20 protein-coding genes and 2 pseudogenes are annotated in these 21,725 nt (G+C 44.7%); 3 read left to right on the forward strand and 19 right to left on the reverse strand.

What is annotated here, in order from left to right:
* Positions 1–294 precede the first annotated feature (294 nt).
* From DEAC_RS18065 to tnpA, 7 genes and pseudogenes are all read right to left on the reverse strand, one after another.
* Positions 295–618: a helix-turn-helix domain-containing protein gene (locus tag DEAC_RS18065; RefSeq protein WP_047811492.1), complete on the reverse strand. Its 324-nt coding sequence runs from the start codon at positions 616–618 to the stop codon at positions 295–297.
* A pseudogene (locus tag DEAC_RS22935) lies at positions 615–701 on the reverse strand (IS200/IS605 family transposase); the annotation flags it as partial. The gene DEAC_RS18065 and the pseudogene DEAC_RS22935, both read right to left, overlap by 4 nt.
* A 15-nt stretch (positions 702–716) precedes the next feature.
* Positions 717–959, reverse strand: a complete 243-nt coding sequence (locus DEAC_RS18070) for a hypothetical protein (RefSeq protein ID WP_242847201.1) — start codon at positions 957–959, stop codon at positions 717–719.
* Positions 960–1,055: 96 nt separating this feature from the next.
* On the reverse strand, positions 1,056–1,718 hold the full coding sequence (locus DEAC_RS18075) for a GyrI-like domain-containing protein (protein WP_047811494.1): 663 nt from the start codon (positions 1,716–1,718) through the stop codon (positions 1,056–1,058).
* A gap of 3 nt (positions 1,719–1,721) precedes the next feature.
* Positions 1,722–2,105 (reverse strand): annotated as a pseudogene (locus DEAC_RS18080) (GyrI-like domain-containing protein); the annotation flags it as partial.
* A 129-nt stretch (positions 2,106–2,234) separates the two neighbouring features.
* Positions 2,235–3,359, reverse strand: a complete 1,125-nt coding sequence (locus tag DEAC_RS18085; protein ID WP_047811495.1) for an RNA-guided endonuclease TnpB family protein — start codon at positions 3,357–3,359, stop codon at positions 2,235–2,237.
* Positions 3,356–3,757, reverse strand: coding sequence for an IS200/IS605 family transposase (tnpA, locus tag DEAC_RS18090; protein WP_047811496.1), 402 nt, complete (start codon positions 3,755–3,757; stop codon positions 3,356–3,358). The genes DEAC_RS18085 and tnpA overlap by 4 nt, the downstream gene beginning before the upstream one ends.
* A gap of 341 nt (positions 3,758–4,098) precedes the next feature.
* Between tnpA and DEAC_RS18095 the strand changes: the two genes are divergently transcribed.
* Positions 4,099–4,662 carry a hypothetical protein gene (locus DEAC_RS18095; protein ID WP_047811497.1) on the forward strand — a complete coding sequence of 188 codons (564 nt, stop codon included), beginning with the start codon at positions 4,099–4,101 and terminating at the stop codon, positions 4,660–4,662.
* A gap of 44 nt (positions 4,663–4,706) precedes the next feature.
* Here DEAC_RS18095 and DEAC_RS18100 read toward each other — a convergent pair whose 3' ends face one another.
* The 11 genes from DEAC_RS18100 to DEAC_RS22365 form a co-directional block, all read right to left on the reverse strand.
* Positions 4,707–4,913, reverse strand: coding sequence for a hypothetical protein (locus tag DEAC_RS18100; RefSeq protein ID WP_047811498.1), 207 nt, complete (start codon positions 4,911–4,913; stop codon positions 4,707–4,709).
* 352 nt (positions 4,914–5,265) lie between these two features.
* On the reverse strand, positions 5,266–6,870 hold the full coding sequence (cimA, locus tag DEAC_RS18105) for a citramalate synthase (RefSeq protein WP_047811499.1): 1,605 nt from the start codon (positions 6,868–6,870) through the stop codon (positions 5,266–5,268).
* Positions 6,871–7,339: 469 nt separating this feature from the next.
* Complete coding sequence (locus tag DEAC_RS18110) at positions 7,340–7,972, reverse strand: redox-sensing transcriptional repressor Rex (protein ID WP_047811500.1); 633 nt, start codon at positions 7,970–7,972, stop codon at positions 7,340–7,342.
* Between the two features lie 252 nt (positions 7,973–8,224).
* Positions 8,225–8,917, reverse strand: coding sequence for an SPOR domain-containing protein (locus DEAC_RS18115; protein ID WP_047811501.1), 693 nt, complete (start codon positions 8,915–8,917; stop codon positions 8,225–8,227).
* A 188-nt stretch (positions 8,918–9,105) separates the two neighbouring features.
* Positions 9,106–10,113 carry an inorganic phosphate transporter gene (locus DEAC_RS18120; protein WP_047811502.1) on the reverse strand — a complete coding sequence of 336 codons (1,008 nt, stop codon included), beginning with the start codon at positions 10,111–10,113 and terminating at the stop codon, positions 9,106–9,108.
* Positions 10,106–10,732, reverse strand: a complete 627-nt coding sequence (locus tag DEAC_RS18125; RefSeq protein ID WP_047811503.1) for a DUF47 domain-containing protein — start codon at positions 10,730–10,732, stop codon at positions 10,106–10,108. Before DEAC_RS18125 ends, DEAC_RS18120 begins: the two co-directional genes overlap by 8 nt.
* Before the next feature lie 184 nt (positions 10,733–10,916).
* Complete coding sequence (locus tag DEAC_RS18135; RefSeq protein WP_047811505.1) at positions 10,917–12,242, reverse strand: bifunctional folylpolyglutamate synthase/dihydrofolate synthase; 1,326 nt, start codon at positions 12,240–12,242, stop codon at positions 10,917–10,919.
* A gap of 22 nt (positions 12,243–12,264) precedes the next feature.
* Complete coding sequence (locus tag DEAC_RS18140; protein ID WP_427846277.1) at positions 12,265–14,892, reverse strand: valine--tRNA ligase; 2,628 nt, start codon at positions 14,890–14,892, stop codon at positions 12,265–12,267.
* Between the two features lie 370 nt (positions 14,893–15,262).
* Positions 15,263–16,657 carry an FMN-binding glutamate synthase family protein gene (locus DEAC_RS18145; protein ID WP_427846278.1) on the reverse strand — a complete coding sequence of 465 codons (1,395 nt, stop codon included), beginning with the start codon at positions 16,655–16,657 and terminating at the stop codon, positions 15,263–15,265.
* A 247-nt stretch (positions 16,658–16,904) separates the two neighbouring features.
* Positions 16,905–17,435, reverse strand: coding sequence for a nitroreductase family protein (locus DEAC_RS18150; RefSeq protein WP_047811580.1), 531 nt, complete (start codon positions 17,433–17,435; stop codon positions 16,905–16,907).
* Positions 17,436–17,574: 139 nt separating this feature from the next.
* Entirely contained in the window at positions 17,575–18,423 is an 849-nt protein-coding gene (locus DEAC_RS22365) for a TIGR04086 family membrane protein (RefSeq protein WP_053006497.1), read from the reverse strand.
* A 169-nt stretch (positions 18,424–18,592) separates the two neighbouring features.
* Between DEAC_RS22365 and DEAC_RS18160 the strand changes: the two genes are divergently transcribed.
* The gene (locus tag DEAC_RS18160; protein ID WP_047811506.1) at positions 18,593–19,336 is read left to right on the forward strand and encodes a LysM peptidoglycan-binding domain-containing protein; all 744 of its coding nucleotides are present in this window, start codon (positions 18,593–18,595) and stop codon (positions 19,334–19,336) included.
* 144 nt (positions 19,337–19,480) lie between these two features.
* On the forward strand, positions 19,481–20,359 hold the full coding sequence (locus DEAC_RS18165; RefSeq protein WP_047811507.1) for a DMT family transporter: 879 nt from the start codon (positions 19,481–19,483) through the stop codon (positions 20,357–20,359).
* Here the strand turns inward: DEAC_RS18165 and DEAC_RS18170 are convergent.
* Positions 20,325–21,323, reverse strand: coding sequence for a sodium:calcium antiporter (locus DEAC_RS18170; protein ID WP_047811508.1), 999 nt, complete (start codon positions 21,321–21,323; stop codon positions 20,325–20,327). The genes DEAC_RS18165 and DEAC_RS18170 overlap by 35 nt on opposite strands.
* Between the last annotated feature and the right edge of the window lie 402 nt (positions 21,324–21,725).

Genomic DNA, 21,725 nt, shown 5'->3' on the forward strand with positions numbered 1-21,725 from the left:
GCTTGGCTATCGACAAACAATGTCTTTGATGAATAATCCAAACCTAGTACCGTTTTCTCTCGTTGGTGTTACGGGCTTTTATAGCGGCTTCAAACTCAACCAATACGGAAATATAGTAGTTTCCCTGTAGGAGTTTTTGCTTTATTAGTCGCAGACTTTATAACGGCTTTCTTTAGGTAATTGTCGGTGTAGCTTAATCCGTACATCTTTTTAATTTTTGGCAATCGAATTTATCTTACTGTCAATAAGCCTGATTTGTTCCACCTTGATTGTTGGTAGTATAGGATTTTCTTGTCACGATGCTTGTTTTTTGAACTTCGGAAAGCCTATTGATTTATCCCGAAAGAAGTTTTTGTATGCGGTCTGCAAATTCAGTTGAGNATTAGCCAAAGCCAAACTGTCAACTTCTTTGAGCCATTCAAATTCTTTCTTGAATTCAGCGGGTAATAAGTGTTTCTGTTGTTTCAACGCTTCTTTATCATCCTTGAACTGCTCATAAACCGCTTTACGGTTAGCAAGCATTTTGTTGTAGACAAACCGCACACAGCCGAACGTTTTATTGATGAGAATTTCTTGTTCAGGAGAAGGATATATACGATATTTGAATGCCTTGTTCATAATTTCTCACCTTGGCTTTCAATATAGCGTTTGATAACTTCAATAGGGGCGCCGCCAGTGGTCAGTAAGCAGAAACTCCTTGAACAAAGAGCGACAATTCATCCCCCACCTTCGCTCTCGCTATCGCGAGTATGGAAGGCTAAGAGGTGGGGGACTTCTTGTCGCACGAGATTAAAGCCATTTTCGATTAAAAACAATGCATTCCTACCATCACCACACGCAATATCAAGGACAGAACCTTTTTTAAAGAACTTAATACTCTCAATCAATGACTTCTCAGGACTTAATAGTTTATCCTCTTTCTTAGAAAACCTATTATTCCAGAATTCTTTATTGCCCATGTATTCCACGACGAATTTCCCTTCTGTTCTTACGCAAGATCCAACTTCCATAACTTATAAAAAATAGTAACTTTCAAATATTAATTAACTACAAATCTAAGTTTTTCTGACTGGGTGCCTTAATACTGTTTTCAACTTTTCGGGTGCCGTCTTTCGTGGGTCACTTAGGTAGATTTCATGATGACGTCTAATTTGACCGGAAGGGAGTATATCGGAGATTGCACATCTATATCCATTATCCAAAAGGAATTGTTCCATTTGCCCAAGAGTAACCGGTTCGCTATTATAAGGGCCGTTATGCATCATTTGTACACAGAGTCCCTCTGTCAAAGATTCTAAACGAGCCTTTGTTGGATCAATCTTAGGCTTTTTCTGTTTCAACACGCTAACAGCCCAGTTAAAAACATCTTCGGTGACAAATTCAGGTTGACGAATCATAGATGTCCATTGAAATTTAGATTTGTCTATTAACTGTGTTCCGTCAAAACTATCGTCCTGAAACCACCAAAGTCCCTCCAAAGGCGGTACAACATATTCAAAATATCCTGCAGGCTGCTTTCCGCTCATCTTACTCATCTTAATGGTGAAGCTTAAACCATAAAGAATTTCCAAGGCTTCCTGATATTCTTCAGAAGTATTCGGGTCTCCCGTACCATCAACCATAATAAAATTCATCGCCGGAACATCAATAAGGACAGGCTTTTGTTTAGGTACATACAAATCCTTATATTCTTTTTTAAAATCGAATTTTCCAGCCATATCTTAACCCTCCTGCTCAATGGGGATCACAATTTCCGTAACGTACTTATTGGGATTTCCTTTGAAAACAAGTCCTGGCCCTTTGTGATAAATTTCTCTCGAAGGCAGTATACTCGTAAGGCTGTGTTCTCTTGCGTAATCCAACACAGCTTTGTAAGCTAAATTCAAGGTTTCATAAGTTCCAACATGCATAGTGCTAATTGCTCGTATTTTAGGCAACTGTTTTGCAACAATCTTCTTTCCTGCCACCATCCCTTTAGTAGGAACACAAAGTTCAATATCAGCCTCTTCCTTAAATTCGTCATCGTAATAGCAGCAAAACGGGTCTCCGGAAGCTTTTCCTTTAGCCTCTTGATAGATCATGCCTATGTACTTGCCAACATCGCTATACTTTCCTGTGACATACTCCCACCACCTATGCTAACGCTTAGAGGTGGGGGCTTCTTGGGACATACCAGCTTATGCCAGTATAATTACCAAGCTAACCCCGTTTGCCCAACGGTTCTTAGTTATGGATTAGGCTATGCCAAGCAAGCGGCAGCCCTCATTTTTGATATTGATAGCAGCGTTTATGTCGCGGTCTAATTCTGCTCCGCAATGACTACAAGTCCAGGTCCTATCTGATAGAGTTAGTTCTTTATTTTCGTTGTTGCAGAACCTGCACATCTTACTGGATGGAAACCACTTATCAATAACGACTAACTGTTTTCCCTGTTCAGTAAGTTTGTATGTTAGAAAAGTTTTTAGCATACCAAAACCATTGTCATTCGTGGATTTTGAAAGATTGAGACATTGAGCCATGCCAAGCATATTTAGGTCTTCAATGGCAATAGCTGAGTAATCATCGGCTATTTGCCTAGACAGTTTATGCAAGAAGTCCTTTCGTTGATGAGCTACTTTTTCATGCAGTTTGGCAACCTTACGACGTTGTTTGTCACGATTTTTACTACCCTTTTGGCGTTTAGATAGTTTGCGTTGTGCTTTTTTTAATTTTGCTTCGGCTTGACGGTAGAACTTTGGATAATCGGCATTATTTGCTTGGCTATCGACAAACAATGTCTTTGATGAATAATCCAAACCTAGTACCGTTTCTCTCGTTGGTGTTACGGGCTTTATAGCGGCTTCAAACTCAACCAATACGGAAATATAGTAGTTCCCTGTAGGAGTTTTGCTTATAGTCGCAGACTTTATAACGGCTTCTTTAGGTAATTGTCGGTGTAGCTTAATCCGTACATCTTTTAATTTTGGCAATCGAATTATCTTACTGTCAATAAGCCTGATTGTTCCACCTTGATTGTTGGTAGTATAGGATTTCTTGTCACGATGCTTGTTTTTGAACTTCGGAAAGCCTATTGATTTATCCCGAAAGAAGTTTTTGTATGCGGTCTGCAAATTCAGTTGAGCATTAGCCAAAGCCAAACTGTCAACTTCTTTGAGCCATTCAAATTCTTTCTTGAATTCAGCGGGTAATAAGTATTTCTGTTGTTTCAACGCTTCTTTATCATCCTTGAACTGCTCATAAACCGCTTTACGGTTAGCAAGCATTTTGTTGTAGACAAACCGCACACAGCCGAACGTTTTATTGATGAGAATTTCTTGTTCAGGAGAAGGATATATACGATATTTGAATGCCTTGTTCATAATTTCTCACCTTGGCTTTCAATATAGCGTTTGATAACTTCAATAGGTGCGCCGCCAGTGGTCAGTAAGCAGAAACTCCTTGACCAGAAATAGTCTTTCCATAGTGATTTTTTGACGATAGGATATTCTTTCTTGGTTAGTCGAGAGGATGCGCTTTTATAGGCATTGATGAACTTTGATAATTCGCTATTGGGTTGCGCTTTGAACAGAATATGCACATGGTCTTTATCATGGTTCCATTCCTGCAAAACAACATTGTAATTTGGTGCTATGTACTCAAAAATCTCTTTGAGACGATTGGAAATCTTATCATCAATTACTTTCCGGCGATATTTTATAACCAAAACGAGATGATAATACATCAAGAATACTGAATGATTATTATTGTCTAATTCCATTGTGATCACCGCCATACATAACTATACTACTGATTATATCATGGCAGTATTTATATAACAATAACAAAACAAAGAGCGACAATTCATCCCCCACCTTCGCTCTCGCTATCGCGAGTATGGAAGGCTAAGAGGTGGGGGACTTCTTGTCGCACGAGGTTAAAACACCTCGTATTACATTCCTGTACGACCAATACCCCTAGACAAATGATACATTAAGGATTAGATAATCGTTTAGAGCCGGGAAATAATTATGGAAATAGCTGTTTGACGAATACTCAATACAAATTTCCAGTATCGTATTTTCCAACTTGGAAACTCTAACTAAAAGGAGTGTGATAAGGTTGAAAAAAATAAACGATAGAATTCTTCTTGGAATGTTATCTGGTATCGTTGGTTTAATAGCTTTAATGGTAACTGATAATATCTCGTCAAAAGCGAAAATTTCGCAACGGTCATTTGCAACAACAGCTGCTGGTGTGTGGGTATCTTCTCGTAGACAAGCAGAAAAATGGCAAGGACAACTTCTTGGAACATTAATGACCATAGGTTTAAGTATGGTCGGCGGAGTTTCAGCGGTTAAACTGTTAACTACTTATGGTCGAGACAAATTAATTGCCAAAGGTACTTTTTTGGGAGTTACGTTTGGGGCAGTGATAACAGCTATACTTAGCGGCCTTGCCCAAAACAAAGTTAAGCCCAAAGATGCTAATAGTAATCTTTCGTATCTGGTATCTCATGCATTATTTGGTTTAGCAACAGTATTAACAGCGGCTAAAGCGGGCGATGATTCTTTGTTTGACGCTCCCCCTAAAAATAATTACTTACAATCCACAGAACAAACAACTGAGCAAATCATAGGGGCGAACAATGATACCATTCAACCTGTCCAGCCTATATATCATTAATTAAATGTTTTAGCACTCATACGAGAAATCGTATGAGTGCCTTCTTAAATAACAAAGCCAAGAGAGCCGCGATTATATGTCGTGAAGCCTCTGCAGGAGTCGCAGCCAAACTCGGCTTTAAATTCTCTTTCTTCAGTGGGGCGGGAAACAGGACGTTTCCCGCCGGCCTTGCGACAGGGATGTCGCATAGGCCGGGCACCCTGCCCGCTTGCATCAGAATTTAAAGCCCTAATTTGGCGCGACGAACGCATGGCCGAACAAGTATAATGCGACCCTCACCTATAGAAACATGCAAACACAAAACTCCAAAGGACCACCCACCAACCGTCCCTCTTCTTAATAAGCCAAGAGGGTCGCAATTATACGGCGTGAGGCCTTTGCGGGAGTCGCAGCCAAACTCGGTTTTAAATTCTCTTTCATTAGTGGGGCGGGAAACAGGGATGTTTCCCGCCGGCCTTGCGACAGGGATGTCGCATAGGCCGGGCACCCCACCCACTTGCATCAGAATTTAAAGCCCTAGTTTGGCGCGACGACCGCATGGCCGAACAAGTATAATGCGACCCTCGGCAGAATAAGAGACCCTTTAACAAATCCCAGCAGGGCTTAAACCCGCGCCCGGCGCGCCCCCTCATCAAACTTCCAAATCGTCCAATTAATCGCATCAAGCAAAGCCTGCGCACTGGCTTTCAGAATATTATTGGAAACCCCAATCGTCCCCCAAACCTCGTGCCCCAAACGCGTATCAATAATAACCCGAACAATAGCCTCAGTCCCTCGCGAACCATCCAAGACTCTAACCTTATAATCCACCAGTTCACTCTCCGCCAGAATCGGAAAGAAACTTGCCAGAGCCTGACGCAGCGCCGAATCCAAAGCATTTACAGGACCGTTGCCTTCGGCGGCAATTTGCACGGTCTGTTCCCCGACTTTAACCTTCACAACGGCCACCGAATCAAGTTCACCGCGCAGCGGATCACTCCAGACATGATAATCTAAAACTTCAAAGGGAGACGTAAAACGGTTTAAGGTGCGGACCAGCAGCAAATCAAGACTGCCCTCAGCGGCCTCGAACTGGAACCCATTGTTCTCCATATCCTTAATTTCGAGCATTGCCTTCTCCACCAAGGGATCTTCTTTAACAATATCCGGATCAAAACGGCGAAGCCGTTCGAAAATATTTGCTTTTCCCGCTTGGTCAGAAATCAATATTCTCCGTTCATTCCCTACCTCGCCCGGGTCCATGTGTTCAAAAGTCCGATGATTCTTGAGAATCGCATCAACATGCATTCCAGCTTTATGAGCAAAGGCACTGCGGCCTACGTAGGGCTGTCTCTCGTCAAAGGGCGCATTGGAAAGCTCCGCGGCAAAGCGAGAAAAGGGAGTAATCTTGTGCAGGGCGGAATCCGAAAGGACGTCATAGTTTCCCTTAACTTGCAATAAAGGAACTAAAGTACTTAAATTGGCATTTCCGCAGCGTTCACCATATCCGTTCCAGGTTCCCTGGACCTGGGTTACTCCTGCCTCTACGGCTACCAGAGAGTTAGCCACTGCCAAGCCGCTGTCATTATGAACATGAATTCCTAACTCTTGAGGAGCAAATTCACGTCTCACCATTTCTACTCCCAAGGCAATGTCCTTCGGCAAAGAACCGCCATTCGTATCACATAAGATGGCTATGGAAGCTCCGGCTTGAAGAGCCATCTCAATACACTTCAGAGCATAGTCCGGGTTTTCTTTAAACCCATCAAAAAAATGTTCAGCATCAAAAAATACGTCATGGCCTTGTTTGACTAAGAAGGAAACAGATTCACGGATCAGGCGCAGATTTTCCTCCAAGCTCGTCCGCAAAACATCTCGCACATGCAAATCCCATGCTTTTCCGAAAATGGTAATGGTTTTAGCTCCGGAAGCCACCAGCTTAAGTAAAATCTCACTGTTTTCCGGCGCTTCATTCACTTTGCAGGTACTTCCAAAGGCAGCTATATGTGTCATAGGAACCTCTTGTTCCTTGATAAGCTGAAAGAAATTATCATCTCTGGGATTAGCTCCCGGCCATCCTGCTTCAACATAGAGACTGCCCATTTCCTCGATCCGCTTGACATAACTCAGCTTGTCTTGTGTCGAAAAATGAATCCCTTCTCCCTGTGCTCCATCTCTTAAAGTTGTATCGTAGATTGTAATTTTTCGTTTAGCTTCGTTTTGATTCATTTTTCCCCTCCGCAATCCAAAAAGTATACCAAATGGTATCAAAAAACCCGCAGCCGTTCCTAAGAACTTCCACGGGGCTTTTGTCCCACACGGTGTAGTTGGGTATTTTCCAACCTGTGTCGCTCGGTCCAGACCATATTCAGCGGAACCCTTAACACACTTCTTGTTGTCTATTATATGACACAAACACCTTAATGTACAACAGTTCGTTCTCCATAACAATAATTAATTGCGAAACAACAGCAGAAATTTTATAATCATTGCTCTTAATTATGTATAATTATTTTATTAAAAAAACAAGCATGATTATTTAATTGTTTAATTTATTATTTTTTTTATTTTCATAAACCGTTCTCGTGAATAATCTGCTGAAGCTTAAAAAAGAAACAACAAAGAGAACGGTCTTTGCCTATTTAAAAGGTATTTGACCGAACTCATTAGTTAGCAGCTTAGTTGCTGCTGCATGACTCTAAAATCTTTGAGCGCCAACGTTAAAGGTAAGTACTTCGAGATTAACAGCAAGATCGACATTCCTCAGTTCAATCTCAGGCGGAACATTCAAGACGACTGGTGCAAAATTTAAGATTGCCTGCACACCGGCCTTAATAAGTTTATCCGCAATTTCCTGAGCGACAGATGAAGGTACGGCTATAATACCGATCTGAGTTTGATTTTGTCTCGTAACTTCTTCAATCTGGTCAATTGGTAAGATTTCAACGTCACCGATTTTGGTTCCAATCTTATCAGGATCTGAATCAAAAATACTGGTAATGATGAACCCCCGCTCGCGAAATCCTTTGTATGAACTTAAGGCCAAACCTAAGTGCCCGGCACCGACCAAAGCAACGCTCCAATCAACACTTAAGCCAAGAATTCTCAAAATATGCTGACGAAGATCTTTGACGTTATATCCTACACCCCTTGTTCCAAACTCTCCGAAGTACGCTAGATCTTTCCGGACTTGTGCGGGACTGACGCCCACTCCTTCCGCGATATCCCCTGATGAGGTAGTAATTATTCCTTTTCTATCGACGTCTGTCAGATGTCGTGAGTAAACTGAAAGTCGAATAATAGTAGCCTCTGGGATTTTAAGCGTTTTCAATAAGTTCCCTCATTTCTCATCTGATATTTAAATCAAATTAACTTAATCGGATAATAATAATAATAAAATTATAGTTATGTTAATTATATCACTATTAACTAAAAACGCAAATAGTTCCATTTTATAATCTTCTGACTATTAATCATCGCCCTTGATACTCTCCCTTTAGCGTTTTTTTAGCTTATATTTTATAGTTGGCTTATATTTTATAGTTGGCTTATATTTTATAGTTTTGCTTATATCTTATAGTTATTATTTCCCAGAAAATGCATTTATAATCCTCGTAGCAGCAAAATATAGAGACAATCCTAAAAGCTGCTGATCTTGTGGGTCATTCTTCGCCCGAAGCAAATTATAGAGATTATGAAGCTGAACTAATTGTGAAGGGGAATGCTCTCCAGCCAGACTATTCCATATTTGCTGTTCCTGAGCTAAACGTTGAGAACTGATTCCTTCCTGCAAGAGAGCATTAACATTGGCAAGGAGTTCTATCGTTAGACGCGAACCATTCCCCATAACACGAAATGTTCGCTCCTGGAGTTCAACTTGTTTAATCACAGCGGGAATACCCTTAGCAGCAAGAGCTTCTTTGACGCCGCTTAACTCCTTTGCCGTATGGCCTAAACCGATGGCGACAATCCAGGGGTCCCTGCTGATAATACCGCCATCATTCGCTAACTCCTGCAGCTGCTTAAGGCAGGACTGAGCATTTTCTTCACTCTGAAAAACACCAATTTGACAGGTCCAAAAGGTTGCTTTGGGCAGAACCAAGGTGTCTGCTTGATTTTTCGCTTGACCGTCAGATGTGATTTGAGGAATGCTTACCTTTGCTGAATGATCTACAAGTTCCAAATAGGCTTTTCCAATTCCCCAGGTCAGCAACCCCAAAGCCATCATCCCCAAGAGCACCAACGTGAGAATACGCAGCCGCTGAAATTGATTCATCCTTCTACTCCTCCCGCAGGGTCCGGACAACCCTTCTACCGGAAGATATGTAGAAAAACTGAAAAATAGACTCCAAAATTCAAAAAGGGGCTGCCGCAAACACTTAACAGTTTACGGTGCCCCTCTTCAGCTTCTTTATCCCCATCTAAAACTCTCAATTCCCAAGCAGGGTCTATTCGATTTCACTCCTACATAATTCTTGAAACAACGAGATAATATAGGGCAGCTATAATCGAAGTTGTGGGAATTGTCACAATCCAAGCAATCAGCATTTGTTGAGCAACGCCCCAACGCACAGCCGAAACCCTTTTGGCACTGCCGACTCCCATAATAGAACCGGAGACAACATGAGTCGTCGATACCGGAAGGTGAAGACTTGGAAATACCGTCGCTGTCCAGATGACAATTGAAGAGCTCAAATCGGCAGCAAAGCCGTTAATAGGTTCCAGTTTAAAAATTTTCCCGCCCATAGTATGAATAATCTTCCATCCCCCGGCAGCCGTCCCTATAGACATAGCCAGAGCGCATGCCAGTTTAACCCAAAGAGGAGGTGCCAGAACCGTCTGAGCCTGAACTCCTGTGGCAATGAGAGTCATAGTAATAATCCCCATGGATTTTTGGGCATCATTGGAGCCATGATTAAAGGCCAATAAGCCTGCGGAAAGGACCTGCATTTTCTTGAATCCATGATTGACACGTGACGGTGATAATTTACCAAAGGCCATATTTAAAACTTTCATAATGATAAATCCTAAAATCATACCAATAATCGGTGAAAAGACCAAGGCTGCCAGGATCTTGCCTAAACCATCCCAGTGTAGAACGGCAAAGCCGGCTTTGGCAGCAGCAGCACCGGCAACACCTCCGACAATAGCGTGGGAAGAGCTGCTGGGAATTCCTAAATACCACGTTACAAGATTCCAGGTAATAGCGCTGAGCAAGGCGGCAATAATGACCTCTTGGGTCGTTAACTTGGGCGAAACAATATCCTTGGCAATCGTTTGGGCCACTCCCGTGCTGACCAATGCTCCCAGCAGATTAAATGCCGCCGCTAAAACAACTGCATGTTTCGGACTCAAAGCCCGAGTCGATACGCTGGTGGCAATAGCATTTGCTGTATCATGGAATCCATTAATGTAGTCAAAGCATAAGGCTAAAAAGACAACTACTACTAATAATACGCCAATATTAGTCATATTTGAGAACCACACTTTTAAGAAGATCGGCAATAGATTCACAATGATCTAAAGTCGTTTCAATATGTTCAAGAATCTCTTTCCACTTAATAATCTCAATGGGATCCTTCTCAAATTCAAAAAGTCGAGCTACTTCCTGACGATAAAGTTTATCTCCCGCGCTTTCAAGATGATAAATCTCCTCCGCTGCAGCCAGAATTATGGTCTTTTTGAAATGAATATTACCTAAACAAGAGAAGGCCGATTGGATTTGCTGTGTTGCCAGTTCGACTAAATGAACAAGTTCTTGGGCGCCAAGGGACGGTTTTCCAGTTCGGTAGAGAAGCATGCGTTCCACAGTACCTTCAGCGAAATCAACGATATCATCCAGTACTTGAGCGAGTTTATAGATGTCTTCTCGATCCAAGGGTGTGATAAACGTAGAATTAAGACGTTCCATGATTTGATTGGTTATATTGTCTGCTTCATGTTCAAACCGATGCATTTGAGCTGCATCTTCCGAGGATACAGAGTCTTGCTGCATAATATCCTGGAGTCTCTTTAAGGTCTTGGAAACGACTTGGGTACTTTGGGTGAAAAGCAAATAGAATTTATCTTCCTTAGGTGACAAACCGAACATGCGAAATAACCCCCAACGTATTTTTTTCAGCTCCCTAGAAAACGCAACTAATTTTATGACATTCCAGGGAGTATTGTATCAAATCTTAGGGGGTTTGTGTAAAAAAAATGTTAAGTTTTTCGAAACAGTTTTAAAAAAAGTGACTTTTATCAGGATTATAAGCATTTGTTATGTTAAGAGAAGGTTATTGTTTCTTTAACGCCTCAATTAAAGCTTGACGGGCATCGGCAAGCATATAGAGGGAACCTGTAACACAAAGCATGTCCTTTTCGCCCACACGGCTGAGGGCATAAATAACCGCCTCTTTGGGATCTTCGATGCATTGAACGGGACAGCCGTGCTTTTCAGCCAGTCTCCCCAGGGACGTCCAATCTCCGGCCCGCGGAGAATTGGGGCGGGTGACGATAACCTCTTCGGCCATAGGCACCAGCATATCCACGACCTTTTCCCGCTCCTTATCGGCCAGCATGCCGAAACATAGGATGAGGCGTTCCCGGGAATAAAGCGGCAGGGCCTCCGCCAAAGCTTGAGCCCCGTCAACATTATGAGCCCCATCCAAAAGAATTTTCGGTTGAAGGGAAAGCAATTCTAACCGCCCAGGCCATTCCACATTGCGCAAGCCCGCATAAATAGCCTCTCGCGGGATTGTTACTCCGTAATTGCTTTGCAGAAGTTCGCAGACGGTTACAGCTGTTGCAGCATTGCGCAGCTGGTGAAGGCCTATGAGGTGCAGGCGTAATTTATAATACGTCGAGTGCAGGCCCACCAGGTCAAATTCCTGTTCCAGCTCACCGCTCCAAATGCTCTCCCAATTGACATCCTCGCCAACCAGGTATAAGGGCACGCTATTAGCCTGTGCTGTGTCACGCAGGACTTGAATAACATCAGGGTTCTGTGCAGCTGTTACCACCAAAGACTCCGGTTTAATAATCCCGGCCTTAACTTTAGCAATGGACACCAGGTCAGGACCCAGATAATCCATATGATCCATGGCTACATTGGTAATCACAGAAATTAAGGGGGTTACGACATTGGTCGAATCAATGGCCCCGCCTAAACCAACTTCTATGAGAGCATAATCAATTTCTTCTTGAGCGAAGTAAAGGAGTGCCAGAGCAGTGCTCACCTCAAATTCCGTGGGATGCTCAAATCCTTCTGCTACCATCGCCTCCAAATGGGGACGAAGGTCATCAATGATCCGGATCATCGTTTCTTTGGGAATCATTTGCCCATTGATGGTCATACGCTCACGATAATCGTGGAGATGAGGCGACGTAAAGACACCAACCTTATAGCCTGCTTCCCGTAAGATCCGGGCAATCATCACCGTCGTTGAGCCTTTGCCATTAGTCCCCCCCACATGGACGACACGCAGTTTCTTTTCCGGATTGCCTAACCGTTTCAGAAGTTCCCGGATTCTGTCTAAACCAAAGTTCATCCCAAATGTTGTCAGGTTGACAAGGTAATCAAGACTCGCTTGATACGTTTGCTCAAGTTCCATTGATTTCATCTCGTTTTCCCCCTGTAACTTATTAACTCTGCAGCAGTTCCTTTAGACGTTCTTCTAAAGCAATTTTGCGGGCAGCTAAACCTTCTGCTCTTTCCCGTTCTTTGGCCACAACAGCTGCCGGCGCTTTGCCGACAAAACCTGGGTTATTGAGCTTCACTTCCAGTACGTTCTGTTCTGAAACCACGAGTGCGATCTCCTTCTCTAAACGGGCCACTTCCTTATCCAGATCCATGAGCCCTTTGAGCGGGAGATAAATTTCCACACCCTCTAAGACAGCACTGGCCGCTTGTGAAGGTTTTTCGGCCGCAGCTTCGAGCAGTTCCACACTTGCTCCTCCGGCAAGCTTGAGGATATCTGCTTTTCCCCGTTCCAAAACCTGACGCTGACTGGAATCAGCGGCCAGGATCAGAATCTCCACTTTCTGGCCGGGTGAGACTTTCATTTCAGCTCGAATATTGCGGATGGCTTTAATAGCATCCATCAAAAGCGTCATGTTTCTCACGGCATCTTCTTCATGATAAGCCGGTGCCTCAGGCCAGGACTGCATCATAATGCTGACTCCCTCAACAGGAAGGTTCTGCCAAATTTCCTCGGTCAAGAAAGGCATAAAGGGATGCAATAATCGCAATGTCCCTTCGAGGACTTCCAGGAGAATAGACTGGGCGGTATGACGGGCAAGCACATCTTCTTTGTTATAAAGGCGGGGCTTGCTGAGTTCAATATACCAATCGCAGAACTCATTCCAAATAAATTCGTACAGAATTCGACCGGCTTCACCGAGATCGTAGGATTCCAAGGCTTCAGTCGTTTTCTCAACAAGGGAGGCATAACGGGTCAGGATCCAGCGGTCTGCCAGGGTCAGCTCTCCCCTTGGCCCAGCCTCGTAGTCTTCTAAGTTCATGAGCACAAAGCGGGAAGCATTCCAGATCTTATTGCAGAAATTCCGGGTTGCCTCCAATCGTTCCGGATGAAAGCGCAGATCATTGCCCGGAGTATTGCCGGTAATTAGCATAAAGCGCAGAGTATCGGCTCCATACTGCTCAATAACTTCAATCGGGTCAACACCGTTGCCCAGGGATTTGCTCATTTTCCGCCCTTTAGAATCAAGAACCAAGCCGTGAATCATTACTTTCGGGAAGGGAACTTCCTTCATGAACTCCATAGCCATAAAGATCATCCGCGCTACCCAGAAAAAGATAATATCCCTGCCGGTTACCAACACCGACGTCGGATAGAACTGCTTCAGTTCCGGTGTTTTTTCCGGCCAGCCCATAGTGGAAAACGGCCAGAGTCCTGAGGAAAACCAGGTATCCAAGACATCAGGATCTTGCTTAAGATGAACTCCTCCGCAAGAAGGACAGCTTGTGGGGTCTTCCTTCGCACAAATCTCCTGTCCGCAGTCGTCACAATACCAAACCGGAATGCGGTGTCCCCACCACAGTTGACGGGAAATACACCAATCGCGAATATTCTCCATCCACCCAAGATAGATCTTATCAAAACGATCCGGCACAAATCCTAAACGCCCGTCCTTAATGACCTCAATGGCCGGCTTAGCCAAAGGCTCCATTTTCACAAACCATTGTTTGCTGACCATTGGTTCGATCACTGTGGCACAGCGATAACATTCCCCGACAGCATGAGCATGGGCGTCAATTTTGACTAAGACGCCTAAGGCCTTGAGATCCTCGACGATTACTTTGCGGGCTTCAAAACGGTCTAGCCCTTGATATTTCCCGGCGTGCTCATTCATTTTGGCTTCTTTGTCCATCACCGCAATTTGCGGCAGCTGATGGCGCAGACCAATTTCAAAATCGTTGGGGTCGTGGGCCGGAGTTATTTTCACAGCACCGGTACCAAACTCCCGATCCACATACTCATCAGCGATAATCGGAATTTCTCGTCCCACCAAGGGCAGGATCAAGGTTTTGCCGATCAAGTGCTGATAGCGCTCATCCTCTGGGTGAACAGCCACTGCTGTGTCTCCCAGCATCGTCTCCGGTCTCGTCGTGGCAACGATTAAGGTTTCATCACTATCTTTTACAGGATAACGCAAATGATACAAGTTTCCTTCGCTGTCCACATGTTCAACTTCAATATCCGAAATCGTGGTGTGGCATTTCGGGCACCAATTGACGATATAATTTCCCCGGTAAATCAGCCCTTTTTGATACAAGGTTACAAAAGCTTCGCGAACTGCCTGGGAACAGCCTTCGTCCATGGTAAACCGTTCCCGCTCCCAATCACAGGAAGCGCCTAAGCGGCGCAGTTGCTGGGTAATCCGCCCGCCATACTGATTTTTCCATTCCCACACCCGGTCTAAAAACTTCTCGCGCCCAAGTTCCCCCCTGCTCGTTCCTTCTTTGACGAGCTGAGCTTCCACTTTGGCCTGCGTAGCAATCCCGGCATGATCCGTCCCGGGCAGCCAAAGGGTATTAAAGCCGCGCATGCGCTTATACCTTGTCAAGATGTCCTGGATCGTTCCATCCATAGCGTGGCCTAAGTGCAGAGCACCTGTAACGTTCGGCGGCGGCATGACAATACTAAAAGGGTTTTTCTTCTCATCAACCTCCGAATGAAAAAATCCGTTTTCCTCCCAAAACTGATACCATTTTCCCTCAACTTGACTTGAATCATAGGCCTTAGCCATTTCTATCTTTTCCGGATTTTTGTTAAGACTTTCATCCATAATGTGCCAAACTCCTTCCTGCATTGAATTAAAAAAGCTTTTCATCCTGATAAAGGACGAAAAGCGATCGTGGTACCACCTTAATTTAGTGAAACAGCCTCCAAGGCTTTGGCGGTTTCACACTCATTGTTTTGTCTAACGGGTTTTCCGTCAGAGAGTACTCCATTCCCCTCTGCCCCTCCTGTGCGACCCAAGCGCTTCTCCGTAAAGACCTCTCAGCTCATAGTCTTTTTCTCTGGACGGTATCTTGATGCTATTCCTCACAATCATCGAGTTTAACCAATATTTGATTTGAATACATTATACTCAGCCGGATGACTATTGTCAAAATTTATAAATCTTTAAACGTATAAGCAGGTTTTACGCCGGTAACTTTCGCCGTCCATTCGTCCAAGGCCACCAGATCATTGGGACCAAGCTCAGCCAACGCTGTTTTTCCCAGAGCCCGTACGCCTTCCTCCATCTCCTTGGCCATCGACTTGAAAACGTTGGCAACGCTTTGACTGGCCAAATTAATATCCAGGCGGTCTTTATAAGGGGAATCATACCAGACCAATTGAGTTAAGGGCTCCCAAGGGAGAATCTTATGCACTTGGCGATGGACTAAAGCAAACAAAGGGACCGTTCCCAAATATACGGCATCGGCTCCCAGAGTTATGGCCTTCAAACATTCTCCGCTGGTAGCATAACCGCCGGCGACTACTAAGCTCACTTCTTTGCGAGCTCCCTGTTCCACTAAAAATCGTTCTGCACGCACTAAGCCGAGCAAGCTGGGGATTCCTAAATCATCGCAAATCATGGGAGAAGCACCGGAAGCCCCACCCTGTGCTCCATCGACGACAATCACATCAAAACCCGCTTCTACAGCAACAGCTAAGTCCCTTTCAATAGCGCCTGTCGCCATAATCTTTAAAGCAATGGGTTTTCCCCCTGCTTGAGCTCTTAGATCCTCAACATACTTCATCCAATCCCAAGGACTCTGAATCCCCGGTATAACCGCGGATGTAACGAGAGATTCGACAGGCGAAATTCCCATCAGTCTTTGGGCTTTGCCTTTAACAACAGACGGTTCAACGGTAAAAGGACCCATACGTGCCCCTTGGCCCATCTGAACTTCAAGCATATCTGCAGCCGCAATGGCCTCTGGGGAATGTCCCCATGGACTTCTGCTGATTTGCCAAATAAACTTTCCCGCCTCTTGCCGTTCTTCCGCTAAATAAGGACCCTCGCCAGAATTAGTGGCTGTCTGAAGCTGCTTGGCGGCCTTAGCCAAGGCCCGCTTAGCTTGTTCACTAAGACCAACACCATAGCCCATACCGCTGATCATCAGGGGAATTTCAATGGTTAAAGGTTTTTGGGCCTTAGGCCCAAGAGTTACCTTCATATCGACAGGAACGTCAGCCTCTTTTGGCAGCCGGGCCATCTGACCGGGAACAAACATTAAAGTATCAAAATGCGGCATTCGTTTAGGGGATCCCAGAGGCCGCTCGATAAGGCCGCCTTTTTCGGCTCGTAAGCTGATTTCCAATATGGTCTGAAGTGAGGTTCGGCGAACGGCACTCCAGAGTTCCATTAGATTCTCATGGTACTTATCTTGAAGCAGCCTGTCGATCACCAGGCCAAAAAGGCGCTGCACGATGGTGCGGAACAACCGTTTTCCTATAAAAAAGATCAGCACCAGGAGCAAAACTCCTGCCAGGAACGCTCCCAGGGCTGAAAGGCCAATAACCAGCAGAGCAGTCTGCAGCAACAATGCCAATCCCCCATCTTTGCAAATATGTTACTATCTTAGAGTAGTCTGCACCACAAGTTAAAGAATATTCGCTGAGTCCCCTGGCTTTTGCGGCGAAAAAGAAAACACTGTTTTCGCCGTAGGATAGGGCTTCCGGCAATCCCATAATGCATATCTCAAGGGTATCTCGTTAGAGATGCCTCACCCGATAGGCGTAAGGCGGGATTATGAAAAATTGAAGTTATTTTTTTCCCCACTTGCCACGGAAAGCAATCTCTTCTATAGCTTTGCGAGGACGAGGGCGACGTTCCTCTGCAGCATATCCCAAAGGAGTCATGGCCACTACACGAACATCCTCCGGAATCTGCAAAGCTTCCCGAACCTTCTCCTCAGTAAATAAGCCTTGCCAACAAGTCCCCAGCCCTTGTTCCGTCGCTGCTAAGACCAAATGTTCCATAGCAAGACCTGCATCAAGCATCATATAATCCTTGCCTTCCCAGATTTCTGATTCCTTAGGCACTGCACAAAGCACTATAACGATGGGAGCCCCCGTTAACGCTTTTCGCCCGGGATTTAACTCTCCCATACTGTCGGCCAAGGCTGCTTTTCCTGCTGCCTCTTCCACAACAATAAAACGCCAGCACTGCATATTTTTCCAGGAAGGAGCCAAGCGAGCCGCTTCCAAAACGTAATCCAGTTTTTCCTTCTCCACAGGCGTATCTTTATAAGTACGCAAGCTCCTGCGGGTCTGAGCTAATTCAAGAAAATTCATCATTGATAGTCTCCTTTTCTTTGCTGCTTACACTCTAATGCTTGTATTATTCTCAATTTCGAGTTCTTCTTTCAGAATTCTCTTTAAATACCCAGGATTCCTTCCCCCCGCAAGGCCCTTGAGAAAATATAATTTTATATTATTCCCACCACGGTTTATCATCCTTCGTCTTAGGAAAATTACCCTTCTTTTTATTGTCTGGCTCCCTATCCCAAGGCCATTTAATCTTCGAATCAGGGTCCGAATCAAAGCTTGAATTCAGGGAATCCATTTCAAAATTTGAAGCTGATTTTGAATCTGATGTAATATCTGATTCTAGATCCAGCATTAAATCCAAATTCGAATTCGGATTCGGCTTAGAATTTAACAAAAATTGAGAACTGGAACTGGAATCAGAATATGAATTTAACTTAGAATTAGTCTTTGTACTTAACCCAGAATCATAATCCTCTTTATCCGAGTCAAAAGACCAATCATCAGTATCAAGATTGCTGCCTGCAACTGAAGATCCCTCTCGACTGTGAAGATCATCATTCATATTCCAATCAAGGTCGCTGCCCGTCTGTTTTTCACTTCCATATCCGGCATAATGCGGCCTATAGTTGGTATTAGCTTTTCCGCCGCCCCAGGAACCCCTAACGCTTCCCTTCGAGCCTCCTGCTCCAAAGGCCCCTGCAATAATGCCTAATATTGCTCCTTCCCCCAAAACCTGAATAAAACCCCAGACCCGAATCGGAAGAAACAAAGCCAACAACAGAGTCCCAACAGTTACATAGCCAAAGCCTGTAATCCCACCCATTATCCATTCTCCGCTTTCCCGCGATGTACGATACCCGCCCACCAAGCAGCTTGCCAAAAGCCCAATATCCACCAGGCTGGAAACACTTAGTCCTCCTAACCCCATGGCTCCCCACAGCATTCCGGCCAGAAGGGTTAACAGGGTAACCATCAAAGCCGTTGTAATTCCCTTCAAAACACATGAAAGCATGAATAAACTCCTCCTAACATTATGGATTTTTCAGTCTTGAAACACTCTATCCTTCTATAACTACGCCGAACCCGTCCTATACATTCCATTCATCTCCATAATTATCCATTACCACGTTCTCTGGCTTGCGAATATAGTGTACTATGCCGTAGCAAAAGGAGGAGTCCTCATGGATTATGCACGCTATGTAGTGCGAGCAGGGGATACTATTTACAAGATCTCAAAAGCTTACTCGGTTGAAATGTCCGAGATCATTCAGCTTAATCATTTAAAACATCCCGATCGTATTTATGCCGGTCAAATACTGCTGCTCCCAATTACAAAAACTCTAGAACCAATACCGGGAGAAATACCTGAGCCAAATTTTACATATGCCATTTGGCTCTACGATGCTTATGCTGGTACTGATTCGGAACTAACCGCTATTACCACATATCTTTATCAGGCCGTATTACTTGATCGTCCGGAATTTGACGCTTTATTAAGACCCATCGCTTATGATGAACTCCGCCATTTGGAAAAGCTGGCCCTTGCTTTACGACATCTTGGTGTCGATCCCAGGTACGGTGCCTTAAGCAGCGGTCACTGGGTTGATTGGCGGTCCCGTTTTATCAACTATACAAGTGAACTTTGTGCACTCCTTGACGCAAATATTGAAGACGAAGCCAAAGCTCATCGTGTTTATCTTGAACTGGCCAATAAGATCCCCATCTCGGAAATCCAAGAAATTTTAACAGAAATAGCCTGCGATGAAGAACGACATTATTATCTCTTTTGCCAAGCCAAGGAACAATTCTGCAGCAATTGCGCCTGCCCGCCTCCGCCCCCTTGCTCTCCAGATCCCGCTTATACCCCCACTGAGGATCCTGATCCGCCAGGACAATCGGGGCCCCCTGATGGAGCCCGGGGCTAACTTTTTCTTTTCAGTTCTCTTAAGTTCCGCTATACTATAATTGCGTGCTTATCAGACAAGACAATCTGTAACAGCAGAAAGGCCGTTGCGTCTCAATACGCCGCGGCCTTTTTATTTTAAAGCTTGTAAAGGGGCTGAACCGACTTGAAAATAACTCGTACTCAAGGGGCTGATTTTTCGTTACTGCTCGTGGCTTTTGTTTGGGGCTTGACCTTTGTCGTCGTAAAATGGGCTATCGCTGATCTGCCGCCCCTTCCCTTCCTCGCGATACGTTTTTTTCTCGCCTTCATCAGCTTGCTGCCTTTCCTCTGGCTGCAGAGAGCTCATATTTCCAAGAAAAATATTCTCAAGGGAATGGCCGTCGGCGTCTTTCTTGCTTCCGGCTACATCTGGCAAACCATCGGCCTGCAATACACCACTGTCTCCAATGCCGGTTTTATAACCGGGCTTTCCGTCGTTATAGTCCCTACCTTAGTCACCATCACAACGAAGAAAATACCTCGTCCCAGTTTGATCCTGGGAATCTTAAGCGCTTTAGTCGGCTTAGCCTTACTCTCCTTGGGAGACCGCTTACAGTTTAACAAAGGGGACCTCATGGTTCTGATCTGCGCCGTCAGCTTTGCCCTGCAGATATTCTTTACCGGACGTTTTGCCCCCGACACCAACGCTACGGTACTCACCGCTTTTCAAATTCTTACAGTCAGTATCATAAGCACTGTTTTCTCCCTGATTTTACCCCAACCCCCGCTGCATTTCACAACGGCAGCCTGGTCTGGTCTGCTCATTACTGCCATCCCTGCTACCTCTCTTGCCTTTTTTGCTCAATCAAAAATGCAGCAATTCACAACCTCTACCCATACAGCTATCATCTTTTCCATGGAACCTGTCTTTGCCGGCCTATCGGCCTATTTTCTGGCTGGGGAAGTTCCAACCCTTAAAGGCTTGATTGGGGCAGGATTGGTCCTGGCAGGCATGATTATCGCCGAATTCAGTGGCTCGGAAAGCGCAGCACCGTCAAAATAAACATCAGATAAAAGACTCCTCCCATGAGAAGACCCGTAGGATGAATCGCTCCTTTACGGCGAAGCGAAAAAACCGGAATTATCGCCGAGCCAACCGCCAAGAAAGCACTCCAAAGAGCTAAGGTATCTAATTTCCAAGATGTCAAAGCAATGCCAATAGCAGGGATAATTGAACTTTGAAAGACCATCGCTCCTGTTAAATTCCCTATAGCCAAGGTATCCTTGCCGCGCATAATCCAAAGGACACTGTTAAATTTCTCCGGCAGCTCCGTCGCTACAGGAGTTATAATCAAGGAAAGCACAAAAACTGGAATTCCCAAATCGGCTGCAATAGGCTGAACAGCATTGACAAAGCCATGGGCCCCAAAAACGATAGCGACTAAAGCCATGGTGATCTGCAAAACAATAGCCGTCATCTTAGGATCATCCGCTTTGCGCGCCATGTAAAGAGAGGCCAATTTTTCCTCCTTATGCCCGCCCCGATTGGAACGCAGAGTTAATACAACATAAATCACATAGGCTAAAATCAAAGACCAGGCAGCAATAGTTTTGTAATTCTGGTTTCCTAAAAAAGACGCTAAAATTGCAATTGTAAATACAAAAAGAAAAAATTGCAGATCACGCTGCACAACCTTAGTATCAAGCTTTAAGGGCTCATTGCTCCGGCGAAATATCAAAGCAGCCAATCCGGTTATAAAGAATGCCAATGTTGAGAGCATAAAAGGAGCCCCAAGAATCGCCCCGATCCCAATATCCGATCCCTCAGTTCCTTCTCGAAAGCCAAGAAAAGCAATAATTGGCACAACCGTCTCCGGCAAAGCCGTCCCCACGGCCGCCAAAAGGCTCCCCACAGCCCCCGCCCCAAGCTTCAGCTTTTGCCCCAGCCACTCAATGCTATTCGTAAAGGCCTCCGCGCCAACAAGAATTATCCCTAAACTTACTACGAGCATAATGACATCCCTCAAGCCCTCTCCCCCTTCATCCCCGCTTAAACCCCTGAGACATTCCTCACTGTAACTATACGAGGTTGCCTATACATTTATAACGAGAACTTTCAAGCAGAAAACACGAAAAAAGGCGTGTCAAAGGGACGGTCCTTTTAACACGCCTTAACGTGTTAAAAGGACCGTCCCTCCGTCTCTCCGTCTCACACACAAACAACAGCATTACAGATGTGTCACAGTGTGTCACAGGGACGGTCCTCTTAACACGCCTTAACGTGTCAAAAGGACCGTCCCTCCGTCTCTCCGTCTCACACACACAGCATTACAGACAAACTACACATAAATATGTCGTCTCCCTAACTGGATAGCAGTACTTAATGTACTCAATGCGACACACGCCAGACATCTTTACATGAAAACATC

The sequence above is a fragment of the Desulfosporosinus acididurans genome, from assembly GCF_001029285.1.
GTDB classification, from domain to species: domain Bacteria; phylum Bacillota; class Desulfitobacteriia; order Desulfitobacteriales; family Desulfitobacteriaceae; genus Desulfosporosinus; species Desulfosporosinus acididurans.

Coding starts and splice junctions, on each gene's coding strand:
- DEAC_RS18070 (WP_242847201.1), bottom strand. CDS start 959: ATGGGCAATAAAGAATTCTGGAATAATAGGTTTTCTAAGAAAGAGGAT.
- DEAC_RS18075 (WP_047811494.1), bottom strand. CDS start 1,718: ATGGCTGGAAAATTCGATTTTAAAAAAGAATATAAGGATTTGTATGTA.
- DEAC_RS18085 (WP_047811495.1), bottom strand. CDS start 3,359: ATGAACAAGGCATTCAAATATCGTATATATCCTTCTCCTGAACAAGAA.
- tnpA (WP_047811496.1), bottom strand. CDS start 3,757: ATGGAATTAGACAATAATAATCATTCAGTATTCTTGATGTATTATCAT.
- DEAC_RS18100 (WP_047811498.1), bottom strand. CDS start 4,913: ATGCGTTCGTCGCGCCAAATTAGGGCTTTAAATTCTGATGCAAGCGGG.
- cimA (WP_047811499.1), bottom strand. CDS start 6,870: ATGAATCAAAACGAAGCTAAACGAAAAATTACAATCTACGATACAACT.
- DEAC_RS18115 (WP_047811501.1), bottom strand. CDS start 8,917: ATGAATCAATTTCAGCGGCTGCGTATTCTCACGTTGGTGCTCTTGGGG.
- DEAC_RS18120 (WP_047811502.1), bottom strand. CDS start 10,113: ATGACTAATATTGGCGTATTATTAGTAGTAGTTGTCTTTTTAGCCTTA.
- DEAC_RS18125 (WP_047811503.1), bottom strand. CDS start 10,732: ATGTTCGGTTTGTCACCTAAGGAAGATAAATTCTATTTGCTTTTCACC.
- DEAC_RS18135 (WP_047811505.1), bottom strand. CDS start 12,242: ATGAAATCAATGGAACTTGAGCAAACGTATCAAGCGAGTCTTGATTAC.
- DEAC_RS18140 (WP_427846277.1), bottom strand. CDS start 14,892: ATGGCTAAGGCCTATGATTCAAGTCAAGTTGAGGGAAAATGGTATCAG.
- DEAC_RS18150 (WP_047811580.1), bottom strand. CDS start 17,435: ATGAATTTTCTTGAATTAGCTCAGACCCGCAGGAGCTTGCGTACTTAT.
- DEAC_RS22365 (WP_053006497.1), bottom strand. CDS start 18,423: ATGCTTTCATGTGTTTTGAAGGGAATTACAACGGCTTTGATGGTTACC.
- DEAC_RS18160 (WP_047811506.1), top strand. CDS start 18,593: ATGGATTATGCACGCTATGTAGTGCGAGCAGGGGATACTATTTACAAG.